Here is a 14,447-nt window from a genome sequence, read left to right on the forward strand (position 1 = left end):
GCGATCGCTTTCAATGCTGAGAGCGATCGCACTTCACTAAGGATTAATCATGGAATTTGGATCTAAAAGCACTGCGATTGTTAAATACGAAGGCAAAAAATCAGGGATTCACAAGGTACACGCCCTAGATAGAAACCTGGTTGGACTAACTAAAAACTACTTTGGGATTGACCTAGCAGAACTCCCAAACATGACCGACCAGCAGCTTGCCGAATATGCGGATCGAGCCGCTGCAATGGATCGGTTAATTGAAGTGTTACCAATTCTCGAAAAACACTTCAAAACCTTGATTGACGGGCAGGTGAAATACGAGCAATTCGTAGCAGAAGTCCAAAAGGACGCTGCTGCCGGTGCCAAGAAAATTGACCAGCAGATTCTAAACGTGTTTCTCGCTGGGAAAGGCTACCAGCAGCACATCCGAATGATGGGAGAGAAAGCCGCTAACGGCGTTCGGTTACTGGGTGCAGAAGGACGTAGCGCTATGACCTTAGAGCGCATGGACTTTCAGACAGCGCTGCAAATTGTGGCACGTCGCCACCAAAGCGGTGTAAATCGCATTCAAGAAAAGATTCCCCAAATGGAACGACGGGAAGCTTTATCTGAACAAGTGAGAAAAGAGAAGGAGGAGCGCAAAGACTTAATCACTAACGGTTCCCGCTCTCAGAAAAAGGGATTCTGGCAAGGTGTTGGTGACTGGTTCAAAGGTCGTTAATTACAAGGTGAAAGCTGATGCTGAATTTTAACAATCATCAGCCTCACCACGAGGCTGATTTTTTTGAAGATGAAACCCCCGAAACAAATCAAATTAGATTCTACAAAGCGACTGGGAATCTATCAGAGTTTGGATTGTACTTTAGCGGTGGCCTAGCCCTGGCGCTGCTATCCCGATTAATTCCAGGGATGCTCATTACCTACGGGCTACTGCTGGGAATCGCCGCTGGTTACATTGCGATCGCAATCAGGGGAGATAGGCGGGAAGGAGCAGTGATCGGACTTGCGATCGCGTTCTCAACCATTGCCGGTTTTTGGGATGCCCTTGTCAATCTGATTGCAATGGTGAATCCGTTGATTTGGATCGGAATAATGCTTGGAGCGTTCGCCGTTGGCTTATCTGTATTTATGGGGAGAGGTCGCTGATGAATCCTAAATTAGCCATGCTGGGAGCGTTCGCCGTTGGCATCGTCGGATCGTCAGTGGCAACCGCTGGACACTTCGACGGCAAGATTGAATATTGTCACCCGACCGCGAACGGATGCGAACCGCGAACGGTTCCAGACTGGATACAAGTTAACCAAAGCGCTAGCCAGATTAAACGCACCCCTGGCGCTGCGGGATGGAAACTATGCGGCGCATTGCTTGCCGTTGCTGGGTTTGGGGCGTCTATGAGTTTAGCGCGATCGCTCTCAACTATTGAATCCAAACACCAAAAATATCAGGGAATTTGGGAGGGATTAAACCTGCAAAAGCTCAAGCTACAAGCACAAGCGGAACTCGAAAGCTTTAACCAGCAAGTGATGATCCAAGCGGCTGAGCAATCCTACGCTGTACTCGCACCCTATCAAGAACCGTTACAAGCGGAAGTGATGACAGAAGCGACCGCAGCAACACCTAATGAAGCATCCCCACCGGCTGAACAAATCGAAGTAAAACTCGATCCTTATCCCTGGCTTAGAGGCTACCTGTCTAGCACTTCTCTCGCTTGGGGCAATCAAGGCAGCGGCAAAAGTTGGTTTGTCCGGTTACTCGCTAAACACAAAATCGAGATGGGCTACCGGGTAATCGCTTTTGACCCTAATTCAAATGCGACCGAATGGAAAGGAGTAGAACTGTACAACACCTACAGCGCCATAGAAGAAAAGATGCGTTGGTATGTAGCCGAAGTTAAGCAGAGATACGAGAATTTTTGTAAGTCAACTATCTCTGAAGAAGAGTGGAGAGCGCAACTTTGGAAGGATGAAAAAGCGATAACAATTATCGCGGAAGAAGCAACCACCTACAGCGATTTTATTGAAGATAAAGAACTGGTAAAACAGTTTATCAAGTGCGGTGCCACGCTCAGCCGGAAACAAGAAATGCCAGTAACTTTTGTTACCCACGACAACACTCAAACTTGTTTAGGTGACATTAAAGGACTCGGTAATTTAATCGGAAGGATGCAACAAATACAACTGATTGCGACAACTGACCCAACAACAGCCCAACCCGTAGCGAGTGGTAAAGCATTAATTAGACTGGATGGTTCAACCGAATGGATGGAAGTTACAACCCCAAAAATTGATAAAAAGATAACTGTTTTTAAGCAGGTTAAACAAAGCAATCCACCGGCTAAAACAACCGATGAAGGGACGCCTAACGAGCTTTGGCAACGTGCGATCGACCGGCTCAACTCAACTTACCAGCTAGATACGACAGATACGAGCGTATCTAGCCAGGATGAAGACATAGAGAGCAATTCAGGCGACAATGATACGCTAGATGCGTATCCGGAAGGGCAAGGATTCCCGCCAGAAAAGCAGCTTTTAACCATGCTGAAGGATACGGACTTACCCGCTGGAAGATTCATTAAAGAAGTCCTTAAGGTAACTAACGGCAAGAAATACCGCATCGCTAAAAAAGCGATCTCGTTCGTGTTGCGGCGGCATGGAAACTTGGAACTGATGCAAAAATTTAAAGATTGTTTGGAGGGATAACCGGGTAGAATTTTAGACAAGGCCGAATCATATTAAAAAACCCCTGAGCGACACAGGGGTTTTTATTATTAACAATTGAACAATAAAATGATTCCTGAAGAAAAACCGCATCCAGACTGGATTGGATATGAAATCTTAGATAGTGGCGAGTGTTCCTACTGCGGACAACCAGCGGGACTAATAGAACTTCCAGATGGAGATGTGACCCAAAGCACTGATTGCAAATTTTGCGATGATTTCAATTCAGACTTAATAATTTTTAGGTCTGTGATAGAGCATCTAAGACACGAGCGCTCGTAAAGGTGAAAGCGATCACTTTTAACCATTAAGCGATCGCATCGTTTGCACCCCTGCGACTCCATCAACAGTTAAACCGTTTTCTCGCTGGAACTTTTCGACGGCGGTGGTTGTTCGCGCTCCAAAAATACCGTCTGATAGAATGCCTAATTTGCGCTGAAGTTGGGCAACCGCTTCACCCCTATCGCCAATCCTCAAGCTTTGGGCAACTGGCGATAAGTCTTCTAACTTTTCCCCACGTTCAAAACCGGGCACCGAATCGAAACCAGTCACCGGCACCAGTTTTAAAACTTGCTCGGTCTGAACGCCCCAATCACCATCCTCAATGATGCGGCGTTCTGGGTTGTTATAGTTCCACAGTTGTTGGAACGCTTTAGTCGCCAACCATGACAAGTTTTTGCAGCCCGTCCCGTGATAGTCAAAGTGCATAGGGTCAAAACTGCCTAGATAATCCCATCCGAAGCGCTCCAAGTACGGACGCCAACCGGCGGAATCCTCCACGTCTATTGATAGTCCGGTGTTGTGGTTTGATTGACCCGGTTTAGCTGCGGCGGTTATGCCGCAGCGCTTGTGTCGGAAATGACTATATAAAATATATTGTTGAACGATTGTTCTGTAAGCTGAATTGACGATCAACCTTTGACCCCTAGCAGCGATCGCTTTTTCAAGCGCGACCGCCGCCGGTGCTTGTAAGAATGGATGACAACCGCCGCCGCAACTAACATTTAATTTGGAAAAATCAACTAGCAGGCCGGGGGCGATCCGATTAATTTGATTGATTAACTGAAGATCCAGCGGCCTGACGCCAGCAGTTGAGCAGGACGTATATTGGTTAATCTGCATAAAATTTTTAGTGACGCCGAATGATTAAAGCGGTTGGAGTTAACGCCGCATCAATTTTGATCGCAGTTGCACCCGGAAAACTCGGTAATATTTGAAACTGAACCGCAACCCCTTTTGCAATCGAGGCATAATAAAAACCGCTCATAAACCAAGTCCCCACAGCGCTTGGGGTCAATATGCGCTGGATTCCATGAGTCACAGTCCCGATTCTTAGAATGAGTTGAAGATCACAAGCGGCAGTTGCACCCGTCGCCTGCAAACGGAAGGCTACCAAAAACTCATAGAATCCCGCTTGCGGTGTCGTGTAAGTGGTTCCATTCCAGGCGCTTTCGGCGTCAAAATCTTCAACATTAAAAACAAGTGTGGTCAGTGAACTATTAGGTACTCCGGTTTGGTCAGTCGTGCGACGTGCCCTAACTACCGTTATTCCACCGGCGTTCCCGACCACATCATTATTAATCATGTTCCCTCGACAACTGCGAGACTTGTGGCGGCGGCACAAATGGCGGAAATTTGCCCGGTGTAGACTAGAAAGCCCGGATCGACACTTCCGCCGCCGCCTTTGAGAATTATTCCCGATCCCAATGTGACGCCCGTGGTCGCTCCTTCCTCTGCGGTGGTCCCACCTAAAACCACGGTTACGTCAAAAGCACCATTGTTAACAATTGAGAAATATTTTCTTAAGGGATTCGCCGCTAGTACCAATGCCGCCGTATTAGCGAGAAGCGTGACGGTTGTATTCGTCGCATCGTCAAAAGTTTGGATTCCGCCAGTCGAGCCAGGGTTAGAAATTGGCATTTTAATTAATCCTTACGTTTCAAGATTTCTGAGACACTTTCACCCGTCAATTTGACCAAACAAGCCGCAATTAAGCCTTTTAGCTCAATTACTTCCTGTTGTAATTCCTTAGTCGTTTGTCGTTGTTCTAGCGCCCGTTGTTGGTTGCCTAACCGTAGATCCTCGATCAAAGTCTGCATTAAAGCGCGATCTGCGTCCCGGTCTTTTTGGTCGGTCGTGGAGAAGTGCTTCCAACCCTCCCGAACCAAAAACACGGCTAAACCTGCGAGAATTGACCACTCAACAAAGGCAGTTGATCCAGAAGAGGGCAGATTGATAGAAGGAGAATCGCTGACGGCAAGGATAGCGGTTGAAGTTTTCATGGGTTGCTTGGGATGGGTCTATGTTCCCAGTATGCGGTCGTTTTTATTACAATCCGCAACCTTTACAGAGTCCTCACTTACAGCCCCAAACCTCCGTATCACAAGGGTTTAAGCCTTATCCGAATCAATACCCGCTAGCGAGTATTGTCACTATCATTTGGGTTTAATTGGTCACGAATAAACCGTGAAATTAACTCTTGCATCGAAACTTTATAAGCGATCGCTTTCTCCCTCAATCGCCGTTTATCAGAAGGAGTGACCCAAAATGATAAGCGCTCGCTTTTCGTTTCCCGGTCGCTGCGCTTTCTTCCCGCCACTCGCCTCTAGCTAGGATTAGCCCCTCTTACCCTTAAAACCTCTGCGATGATTTCTCTAAGATTTGGGGGTGCCTCTTCAGTCCAGAGGTTAATCTTCCCTTGCGTCTCGTGGAAGTCGCCTTCTAGCGTTGATAGGTTTGACTCGGTTATGACTTTTTCACGGTTTGTCACCGTGAAATATGCCGGGAAGACACGGGTTGTCTCCTTATAAAGCTTTTTGTCAACGGCTCTGCGACCTTCTTTCTTCTCCTCAGTTGTCGATAAAGTGACAATTTCCGCCGTACTAAGGGATAAAAGCGCTTTCAGCCTTTCTTCTGCCTCATTTTCACTGCCGCCGTGGACTTGCATCTGCCCGCCATTGGATAAATTAGCCGTCGCTCGGAAGCGCCCCCACGAATAACCATTTTTGCCACCAGCAGCGGTTTTTATCTGCTCCCAGTCCAAGGCCGACCGTTTGATATCTGGAACCGCATAAGAAGCGCGAACAAATCGGTCGCTCTTGTTGCGTTTCTTCCACGGTGGAACCGGCACCGAATACCAAACAATATCAAGGCATAGAGGAGTTTGACGCTTGAGTTTAACAAATTCTTCCCAAGGATAACCAACAAATTGACCCATATCGAGCGATTCAACTAATTGATGAATCGCTAAAATCTCGGTGATAACTGGCTTTAAAAGTTGGGTTCGCCCTTTGAGAACAATTCTTGTCATCCCCACAATTCCTCAAGCTTTACTGACCAATCATAGTCAATTGAATTGTAAGATTGACGGACAATTTTTAAAAACTCGAAGTCCCTAAAAATTATTCCTCTATCGCGTAAATCTTTTGGAATTGTTAGGTCTAAAAGCATCGGTTGAAGTTTGGGATAAACCTTAACCGACTGCGAGACTGGCGCAGTGTCTGCCGTGGTATAAATTGCCCGAATCCAGCCCCAGCTATTGATTACAGCTTCTGACGGGAAGAAAAAAGAAAGGCGGATCAAATCATTTCCGCCGTTTGCGGTAGTAGGAAATTTTACCCACTCGTTAGGCTTTGGAACAACCGCCCCTAGGTCGTTCCAAACTCCAATACTATCGTTTAGTGTACCCACTCTTCAGAGTCCCCAATATTGTTTAAGCGCTCGTCATATTCTCCCCCCTCTAAATATTCCCTAGTTTCCTCAAAGTTGGCGACTCTCATTAATCCTGATTGAGAATCGACAATAAAATTAAAATCGCCGCAAAACTGCCACGCTGTCTTCCGCCAATCCAAAGGAAGAACAGTTCCTAAAATTCCTTCAAACTCCGGATCGCCCGGATAAATAAGAATTGATTCTTCCATTGAATTAAAAGGATTAAAGACCGAACGGAATACCGCCGCCGCCAGCGCCTACTAATTTCCAACCGCTATTGTTGTCCCCAACAGTATCTTCTTTAGCAGCAGCGACAAAAGTAGTAATGCTAATTACTTGCCCGTCTGTCGTGCTGACTCGCTTGTTTGCTCGGTTGGGTTTGGGGTTGTTAATTCCAAACAATACAGTTGTGTAATTGTTGTTTGTAACATCCTCTATTCCCAAAGCAGTTTTATCAGTCGTGGTTAGCTTGTTGTATTGATACAAGGGCATTTTCCAAGCGTAGTTGATAGCCGTAGTTGCTCCAAAAGGTCTGTATGGAACAAACACACTGCGGACAAACCCCGCAGCACCTCTAAAACCGGCGATACTTCCGGCTTTAATTTCCCAACCGGCTGCTCTAGCTGTAGCAATTGAGCCGTCATCCACAAAACTGCTTTCGTACCCTTTGCCAGCAGTCCCAAAAAACTTCCTAGCTGTAGGGGGTTTGGGACTATTCGCCCCAAACACGACACCAGGGACAAACCCGCCACTGGCTCCAATTATTTCTTGATGGCCTAACGCTGTCGAGGTGCCGGTACTTACGTCTGTTCGGAACGCATAGCGGACTCCGGGCATTCCTTTAATATCAACCCCAACTAATCGCCTTTCCCCGTAGGGCATTTAACTATCCTCCTTTTTTAACTGCTGATAATCCCTAATCTTCTAGGTATTCGTCAGCAACTAGGGTTAAGTTACCTGTGGTAGCGTCAATCGTTTGAATTACCGGAAAACTGTAAGTTCCAGAGAAAACTCCGGTGTCCGAGTTATATGTACCCGTTACAAAGTTTCGATTGTCCGGATTTTTGGCTGGAGTTCTTTCTAGAGCTTGAAGTTTCATCAAAGCTTCTAAAGCTAATCCCTCAGCAGTTGTAGCTTTTAAATCGTCCCCAGTAAGTCCGCTCATGTTTGGTTTTTGTCGTTGAATTACTCTTTTATAATGATTTTTTTTAAAAAGGTTGTCAATGGCTGAAAGCCATGTAATACAATAGTTCTGGAGTTAGTGCAATACAGCAACCCAATGGGTTATAGCTACAGGTAATAAAGATTTATGGAGTTTAAAATCTATCCACTCTTATCAACTCGATCCAAACGTTCTATGAAAAAAGTTAAAAAAACGCATCAGGGATATTACGGATATTTCCCACGCCATAGATTGTTAAAACGTTTAATAGAAACTTTGGGCATGAGCGAAACCGAAGTTTTAAAACAAATTCAAAAAGAAAGAGAAGTTTTAATCGGTTTAAATAAGTAAAAACTACAAAGGTTAAAAATGGCAGTTTATACACACAGCAAAGTTTATAATATCGCGGCTCGTCTCAGACCAAATTCATCTAATATTATGACCTTGTATGAAAATTTTGGAGATTTGCCGCATTACATAGGAAGAAAATTAGAAGTATTAGCAGTTAATACTTATCTAAAAAATCTTAAATGTCATTCAATGATAAAAAGCATTCCTTCAGGAAATTTGCCAAGATTTGAAGTGGCGGACACAGAAACGGATAGACTTGGTAAAACTTTACAAACTGAGTGGGGAAGCGCTAGAAAGCATTTAGATGTTTATTACGGTGTTGGTGATTCTGACTGGCTCCCCGTTGGCGCTGCAAGTCTTTTAGCGCCTTTTGGTTATCCGTTTAGAGTGCATAATTTATTGGATTTATTTACGGATAATTTAGCGGCTGAGTTAGGAACCGGAAGTCGGATCGGGGTAGCAATTGCAGACGTGGATTATGGATTGTTGGATACTAATGACAGCGTTGTAATTCATGGCAGCTACGTTACAGAGTACGTAACAACAGAAGCGGACTTACCTTCAATTCAACATTCTGAACCGTTTAATCATGTAGTATTGCCTACTTCTGGAATTTTATTAGGTGGTCGTGGCGAACGTAAGCAATTTACAATCACCAACGCTGGAACTAAACCAGCTTATTTAAATTTTGGGGATACTGCTACCGCTCGAAAAGGAATTTATCTAGCGGCTGGGGGAAGTTATGAATACAACACGGATAATTACCCTTACTTTGGTGAAGTGTCCGCTGTTTGCTTGCCAGAACATGAAAGTCAAGTGTTTTTAGTAGGAATGGAGTGTTGGTAATGGCTTCTAGTAGTCAAGTTGATTATGTTGAGTTTTCCCCCGATTTGCAAGACTTTAAAGTGCCTTGGAAATTAGGAACTAAAACCGACAAAGATATTATGCGGCGGCGATACCTTTCATTAAATAACCATTCTTACGGTTACAACCGCCGCTTAACTTATTCAGCGAGGTTTTTAACCTAATGGTCAAAATGCGGGAGACGCGGCAAGACAGTTTTGGAAGTAACGCCCGAAAAATTGTAGAAGTCCCCGATGATGAGGATTGGACTAAAAAGTATGACAACCCGCCACGGGACAAAACGCCGCCAGTCGATCGACCCGTACCGCCGCCAATTCCGCCGCCTCGGAGTGACATTGCAATTCCAAGAGACACGACGATTCAGGACAAACTGCCGCCGCCAATTCAAGATACACCCAGAGATATTCCCAGAGATATTCCACCAGATAACGTTACGGATAGGTTTCGGGATAGTCCGAGAGATTTTCCTAGGGACACCCCTAGAGATGCCCCTAAAGATAACCCAACCGACAGATTTAGGGACACGCCCAGGCCGCCAGATCCGCCGCCGGTAGATCTGCCAGATAAAAAGCCGCCGCTCCCAGATTTGGAAAAGAAACCACAACCCGCCCTTAAAAAGCGATTAGGTTTACCCCCATTTATTGGAATCAGTCCTCGTCAAAAATCTTTAGTTCCTAGCGGGATTCCAGGCTTAAGTATCACGCCCGATACTCCCGCCGATCCGTGGGATTGCGATAGATACCCTAATAGTTTTTATTGTGGCGGTATTCCTTTTTCGCCGGAACCTTTAGCAGTTGAACCAAACGTAGTTGTAGATCCCTGCGGAAACGTGGTTGGACTAGAATTAGTTCCCGTGGTTGCATTTGTGCAACTTCCATCGGTTCAGTTAGCAACTTATCACCCTGAATGTTTTGAAAAGCCTAAACCACCGTTTGACATACCACCTAAAGATAATAGACCGCCATTAATTGATTTTCCTGCTAATGTGTCGAATGAAGCTTATGTAACAGTATTTTGTAGTTTTATAGGCAAAAGATTTTCATTTGAAAGAGGTGATACACACGGTAGGCTATTAACAATAGACTATGAAGGTAAATGGCATAATGCTAGTTGTCCAGGTATAGTTATACAAAAATACAACTTCTTTACAAATAGTTTTTACCCTTATCTAACTCAGGCTAAAGGTAACTGGACTTATAAAGAAATTTATAAGGGTGTAAATTACAATATTTACGGTAGTGAACCTGTAGAGGGTAGTTATACAGTTGATAGGTTTTCTTTAAGGGATGATACCCTTACAAATATAGACAGAACTGTAACCTATTCTAACGGTGAAAAGTCTACCATAAGAGAACACGAATTTTTTATAAATCCTACCCTAAATCAGATGGGTGGTGCGGATATGTTATCGGGAAAGTATGGAGATATAAAACGCTGGTTAACTCAAATGGTGGAAAACTGGCGTAACCTCAGTTTTTCTGAAATACAAAATGATGGATATGCTTTTGATTTTGTATACTCTGGACAGGTGAGGTGTGATTTTATTCTTAAAGGTGATTGCAGCTTTCAACCCGATTTACCCGTTCCGCGCAGACATCCCAATCCACCTCCCCCACCTAAAAGGCGTTGTTGTATGAGTTGTTGCCCATCTAACAATAATAATAATGATGCGTTGTTAAGACTTATTCTGTCTAAAGTTGTTCAAATTGACCAAAGGGTGACAAAAATTGAAAAAAATATTGGGACATTTCCACAGCAAATTTCATACTGGGATAGTGACGAAGACATAGTGGGCAGACAGACTAAGACTATTACAATTAATAATTTGGCTGATTCGATACCTGTTACTTTTGATAGGGTTGAAACCGTAGCTAAAGTTATCGGGGTACATGAGTATCCGGTTAAATTGCCTGAATCTTTGATTAAAAGAGACGAAGGATTTTTAGGAAATTTAATTCCTAACTTCCCCGTAGAAGAAAGGAATTTAACAACCTTAATCGGTCGATTTATCAGATATTTTGACGAGATTTTAGGGCAGTGGGAAGTGTCAATGGAAGTAAAAGACGCTGACCCAAACACTCCAGGCGACCAACCCAAGGGGATGAAATTTCGAAACCTTTCAGAAGCTGTAGCTGAATTAATTCAATTACAGTTTAGTAACTCCATTACTACCGAAACGGTGATGTCAGTAGCAATGAGAACGTTGCTTGAAACCGCGCAGATTAAACAGCAGGGTTTTAAAACCTATTCAATCTGTGACGCGATTGCAGATTGGGCTGGCTTCCAGCAAACGGAAGAAGTCCAAAAGTTGCAATTGCTTCTAAATCCTAATTTTAAGAACTTTGACCAACTGTTTACAGAAACTGAAGTTGATACTTCAGTTGTCAAATTTAAAGGTAAGGACAATTTCGCAAAGTCGCTCTATACCTTATTACACGCTGCCGCTGTGATTCGTGCGGTTCATACTAGGGAGGTTGATCCGAATGGTGATATCGGCAAACAAATCACCGACGATATCAAATTACAAAGCAAAGTACAGGAAGAGGCGGGAGGAAAAGCAGATGAGGGTCAAGACTTTGACGCCTTCTTAGAATCTGCCGAAAAAGGCTTCACTGATGAAACCGGAATTACAGACGCTTTAAATCCTTATGGCAGACCTTTTTCTCAGCGTCCGAAACTGCGAGAAATTGGAGATAATGCAGGTAAAACATAATGGAAATAACAGAGGAAAGCTTAGGCAGTAGACAAGCCCGTTCTGATGCGACGGAGGGAACGGGGTTAAGAAGATTTGCGATTAATGCCTTATCAAATGACGGTGACGATGAAAATGAAAATGTCGTTTGGAAAGGTTTAAAAAATAGTGTAGGTTTTGCAGTTTCCAAAATTAAAGAGTTTGTAGCGCCGTTTTTAGAATGGAGTGCGACAAAGTTTGTTGGATTAATTTTTTCCGCTCGTGACTTCTTATGGAATTTTAACTGGAACATCCAGCCAGAAGAAGCCAACGAAAAAATACAAGCCTTACTTGCTCAACTCGCTGGACAGGTTGGAGGGGCGCTAGGACAGGCTACAGGTTATGCAGTTTGTGGAGCATTGCCAGGGGTGGTGATGCTCAAATTTAACCCAGCAATGGGAGCTTTTGTACTTAAAAAAGTCGGGGAAGAAGCCTTAGAAGAAATTGGATCAACCGTTGGTAATTTAATTGTTTCAACAATTAAGATGGGTTCCGCTGCGGCGTTCGTCTGGGCATACGCGAACGTTAAAAACTTCTTTCGCGAGAATATGGACGCCATAGGAGACGCCAAACTTCTAGAAGCGGGCATGACCCCCGCAAAGCTGGAAGAACTCAGGAAGGATAGGAAGAAGCCGTGGAGCTTTGCCAGTGCTTATGAAGAATGGCTTGACGGGATAAAAAACCCGATTGTCAGAAACTTCGTTGAGGAATTTGGGGAAGAGTTTAGCGACAGTTGTCGTGATGCGGCTTATATCGTTGCTAGCGCGGCGGAGCAATTCGCAGTCCAGAACCAAGTCAGCATGGATGCAATCTTAGGGGAAGAGACTACGGTAGAAATTCTTTTGAATCGTCAGGCCGACGAAGCGATCGCTTAATTCTCAGTGAATGCCTTCTTACTTGCTCTAATTGTCAAATCAGCAAGATAGTCTCGTGAAGGTTTTAGCCTAAATTTTAGGCAAGAGCTGCTATCCTGCGAATAGACACCTTACCAACAGAACGTTACAGGAGATTAGGCGAGTGATTCGAATTCCCCTGGGGGTATTAAAAGGGAAAAGGCAAGAAAAACTTCTTGCCTTTTCCCTTTTTAATTTAAGGGAATAAATTCTCATCGTTACTAGATGAGAAAAGAACGAACGGCTAACAGCTATTTTTCAGTGAGTTTGTCTATTTTTTCTTTCAAGCCTAAATTGAATAAAGAGCGTAGCAACACCAAGAACCATAGACCTGATAAACCAAAAATAGCGATCGCCCAACTACTATAGGAAGGTAGCGCCAGCAGCACTGCCGCTGACAGGAGGGTAAAACCTGTTAAACAGGCATAAACTAGGCTTTTTAGGGCTAAATTAATCCGTTTGAGGATGCGATCGCTTTCAAGGGTTCGCACCCGCAGTTGTAACTCTCCCTGTTCAATTCGTTCTTCTAAGCGCCGGATTAAAATTTCCGAAGCTTTTGGCTGTCGCAATTTATAACCAATAAAATTCTTGGCTTGTCGGGCAAGTTCCCCGATTAAATTTCCTTTGGCTTGAGAGACAGTGATACTTTTAATAAAGGGTTGAGCCGCTGCTACTGGATTATATTCAGGATCGAGTGTCCTAGCGATCCCATCGAGTGTGGTTAATGCCTTTAAAATAAACGTCATTTGGGCAGGCAAGCGAAAGGGTTGCTGCTCAAACATGGCATAAACTTCGGTACTCATTTCACTAAAAGCTTTGACATCAATCGGTTTTTCAGTGAACTTATCTAAGATAAAAGTTAATAACCTTCGTACCGGAGTCATATCCGCGACAGGCACCACTAAACCCATATCAATTAAGGTATCTAATACCTCGTCTGTATCCTTTTTTAGGACAGCAAAAAATGTTCTGATCATTTGATCTTTGGCAATAGACTTCAGTTCTGCCATCATGCCAAAGTCATAAAAAATTAAGCTGCCATCCTGGCTCACTGCCATATTTCCAGGGTGAGGATCTGCTTGAAAAAAACCATCTTGTAAGAGTTGTTTTAAATAACAACAGATTCCAAGTTGGTTGATTCTTTTCGGGTCTAACCCACAGGCTTCAATAGTTTTGCGATCGCTTACTTTGATTCCAGGTAAATATTCTACAGTTAAAATTTTTGTGGTTGTGTAACGCCAGTAAACTTTCGGAATCAGAATCCGGGGATAACCGAGGAAATTGGCAGCAAAACGTTCGGCATTTTTACCTTCTTGAATATAATCAATCTCTTGATAAAGAAGATTAAAGAATTCGCTATAAATTGCTTCTAATTCATATTTTCTTGTCCAAGGCATATAGCGCCGCGAAAAACGGACAAGCCTACCCAAAGCTTGAAAATCTAATTTAAATAACCTTTCTAATCCCGGACGTTGTACTTTGACAACGACATCTTCACCCGTATGCAGCCGTGCTTTGTGGACTTGCCCTAAACTAGCCGCAGCAATCGGAAAACGATCGAATTCCCGATACAGAGCATGAATTGAATTACCAAGTTCCAATTCAATCAGCGCGACTGCTTGCTCGGCACTAAATTCCGGAACCCGATCCTGTAGCTGCCCCAACGCTTCTACATATTCTAGAGGCAGCAAATCTGCGCGGGTAGATAATGCCTGCCCAATCTTAATAAAAGTGGGACCTAAATCTAGTAAAGTTTCAACTAACCACTGTGCCCGACGCTTTTTATGTAAAGGGGAAGTATTTCTAAAGATATTATCCCACCATAAATAAAACACCCACTCTGCTGCTGCTCCAAAAATGTCTAGTTGACGAGCAAGGGCAGTATATTTCGTTCGTTGCCAACGTAGGGGTTTTAGTGGAGCTTTTGCGAGCATATCATCCCTTAATAAAGTCAGGAGTCAGAATCGGGGTGCTTGGCAGGTAAGCCTTACAAGAATTAGTAAGCCGTGAAATCTCGAAGCAAGCCA

General features: G+C 44.0%; 19 protein-coding genes. 9 read left to right on the forward strand and 10 right to left on the reverse strand.

The features are described from left to right. Positions 1-49 precede the first annotated feature (49 nt). The 3 genes from NDI44_RS08625 to NDI44_RS08635 are packed head-to-tail and all read left to right on the forward strand — an operon-like array spanning position 50 to position 2,690. The gene (locus NDI44_RS08625; protein ID WP_190410838.1) at positions 50-712 is read left to right on the forward strand and encodes a hypothetical protein; all 663 of its coding nucleotides are present in this window, start codon (positions 50-52) and stop codon (positions 710-712) included. 17 nt (positions 713-729) lie between these two features. After that, positions 730-1,137: a hypothetical protein gene (locus NDI44_RS08630; RefSeq protein ID WP_190410839.1), complete on the forward strand. Its 408-nt coding sequence runs from the start codon at positions 730-732 to the stop codon at positions 1,135-1,137. Continuing rightward, positions 1,137-2,690 carry a hypothetical protein gene (locus NDI44_RS08635; RefSeq protein WP_190410840.1) on the forward strand — a complete coding sequence of 518 codons (1,554 nt, stop codon included), beginning with the start codon at positions 1,137-1,139 and terminating at the stop codon, positions 2,688-2,690. The genes NDI44_RS08630 and NDI44_RS08635 overlap by 1 nt, the downstream gene beginning before the upstream one ends. Positions 2,691-3,008: 318 nt before the next feature. Here the strand turns inward: NDI44_RS08635 and NDI44_RS08640 are convergent, their stop codons facing one another. The 9 genes from NDI44_RS08640 to NDI44_RS08680 all read right to left on the reverse strand — a co-directional run bounded on the left by NDI44_RS08640 (position 3,009) and on the right by NDI44_RS08680 (position 7,584). Further along, positions 3,009-3,830 (reverse strand): peptidoglycan-binding protein, encoded by an 822-nt coding sequence (locus tag NDI44_RS08640; protein WP_190410841.1) that lies wholly within the window; start codon positions 3,828-3,830, stop codon positions 3,009-3,011. Positions 3,831-3,837: 7 nt separating this feature from the next. Further along, complete coding sequence (locus NDI44_RS08645) at positions 3,838-4,293, reverse strand: hypothetical protein (protein ID WP_190410842.1); 456 nt, start codon at positions 4,291-4,293, stop codon at positions 3,838-3,840. Then, the gene (locus tag NDI44_RS08650; protein ID WP_190410843.1) at positions 4,290-4,628 is read right to left on the reverse strand and encodes a hypothetical protein; all 339 of its coding nucleotides are present in this window, start codon (positions 4,626-4,628) and stop codon (positions 4,290-4,292) included. Before NDI44_RS08650 ends, NDI44_RS08645 begins: the two co-directional genes overlap by 4 nt. A 5-nt stretch (positions 4,629-4,633) precedes the next feature. After that, a complete protein-coding gene (locus tag NDI44_RS08655; protein ID WP_190410844.1) occupies positions 4,634-4,990 on the reverse strand; it encodes a hypothetical protein in 357 nt (118 codons plus the stop codon). Positions 4,991-5,313: 323 nt separating this feature from the next. Continuing rightward, positions 5,314-6,018, reverse strand: coding sequence for a hypothetical protein (locus NDI44_RS08660; RefSeq protein ID WP_190410845.1), 705 nt, complete (start codon positions 6,016-6,018; stop codon positions 5,314-5,316). Then, positions 6,015-6,398: a hypothetical protein gene (locus tag NDI44_RS08665; protein WP_190410846.1), complete on the reverse strand. Its 384-nt coding sequence runs from the start codon at positions 6,396-6,398 to the stop codon at positions 6,015-6,017. The genes NDI44_RS08660 and NDI44_RS08665 overlap by 4 nt, the downstream gene beginning before the upstream one ends. Continuing rightward, a complete protein-coding gene (locus tag NDI44_RS08670) occupies positions 6,386-6,628 on the reverse strand; it encodes a hypothetical protein (RefSeq protein ID WP_190410847.1) in 243 nt (80 codons plus the stop codon). The genes NDI44_RS08665 and NDI44_RS08670 overlap by 13 nt, the downstream gene beginning before the upstream one ends. 13 nt (positions 6,629-6,641) lie before the next feature. Then, positions 6,642-7,301 carry a hypothetical protein gene (locus NDI44_RS08675; protein ID WP_190410848.1) on the reverse strand — a complete coding sequence of 220 codons (660 nt, stop codon included), beginning with the start codon at positions 7,299-7,301 and terminating at the stop codon, positions 6,642-6,644. Between the two features lie 34 nt (positions 7,302-7,335). Then, complete coding sequence (locus tag NDI44_RS08680; RefSeq protein WP_190410849.1) at positions 7,336-7,584, reverse strand: hypothetical protein; 249 nt, start codon at positions 7,582-7,584, stop codon at positions 7,336-7,338. 192 nt (positions 7,585-7,776) lie between these two features. On the opposite strand from NDI44_RS08680, the gene NDI44_RS08685 reads away from it, so the two are divergent. The 6 genes from NDI44_RS08685 to NDI44_RS08710 all read left to right on the forward strand — a co-directional run bounded on the left by NDI44_RS08685 (position 7,777) and on the right by NDI44_RS08710 (position 12,402). Continuing rightward, positions 7,777-7,932 (forward strand): hypothetical protein, encoded by a 156-nt coding sequence (locus tag NDI44_RS08685; protein ID WP_190410850.1) that lies wholly within the window; start codon positions 7,777-7,779, stop codon positions 7,930-7,932. Between the two features lie 18 nt (positions 7,933-7,950). Further along, a complete protein-coding gene (locus NDI44_RS08690) occupies positions 7,951-8,778 on the forward strand; it encodes a hypothetical protein (protein WP_190410851.1) in 828 nt (275 codons plus the stop codon). Beyond that, positions 8,778-8,960: a hypothetical protein gene (locus NDI44_RS08695; RefSeq protein WP_190410852.1), complete on the forward strand. Its 183-nt coding sequence runs from the start codon at positions 8,778-8,780 to the stop codon at positions 8,958-8,960. Before NDI44_RS08690 ends, NDI44_RS08695 begins: the two co-directional genes overlap by 1 nt. Before the next feature lie 93 nt (positions 8,961-9,053). Continuing rightward, on the forward strand, positions 9,054-9,350 hold the full coding sequence (locus NDI44_RS08700) for a hypothetical protein (RefSeq protein ID WP_190410853.1): 297 nt from the start codon (positions 9,054-9,056) through the stop codon (positions 9,348-9,350). Positions 9,351-9,382: 32 nt separating this feature from the next. Next, the gene (locus NDI44_RS08705) at positions 9,383-11,509 is read left to right on the forward strand and encodes a hypothetical protein (protein WP_190410854.1); all 2,127 of its coding nucleotides are present in this window, start codon (positions 9,383-9,385) and stop codon (positions 11,507-11,509) included. Further along, positions 11,509-12,402 (forward strand): hypothetical protein, encoded by an 894-nt coding sequence (locus tag NDI44_RS08710; protein ID WP_190410855.1) that lies wholly within the window; start codon positions 11,509-11,511, stop codon positions 12,400-12,402. The genes NDI44_RS08705 and NDI44_RS08710 overlap by 1 nt, the downstream gene beginning before the upstream one ends. A gap of 269 nt (positions 12,403-12,671) precedes the next feature. Here NDI44_RS08710 and NDI44_RS08715 read toward each other — a convergent pair whose 3' ends face one another. Beyond that, on the reverse strand, positions 12,672-14,354 hold the full coding sequence (locus NDI44_RS08715; protein WP_190410856.1) for an AarF/ABC1/UbiB kinase family protein: 1,683 nt from the start codon (positions 14,352-14,354) through the stop codon (positions 12,672-12,674). Positions 14,355-14,447: the final 93 nt, after the last annotated feature.

Origin of the sequence: Trichocoleus sp. DQ-A3 (assembly GCF_039961975.1) — a bacterium.
GTDB lineage: Bacteria > Cyanobacteriota > Cyanobacteriia > Cyanobacteriales > FACHB-T130 > FACHB-T130.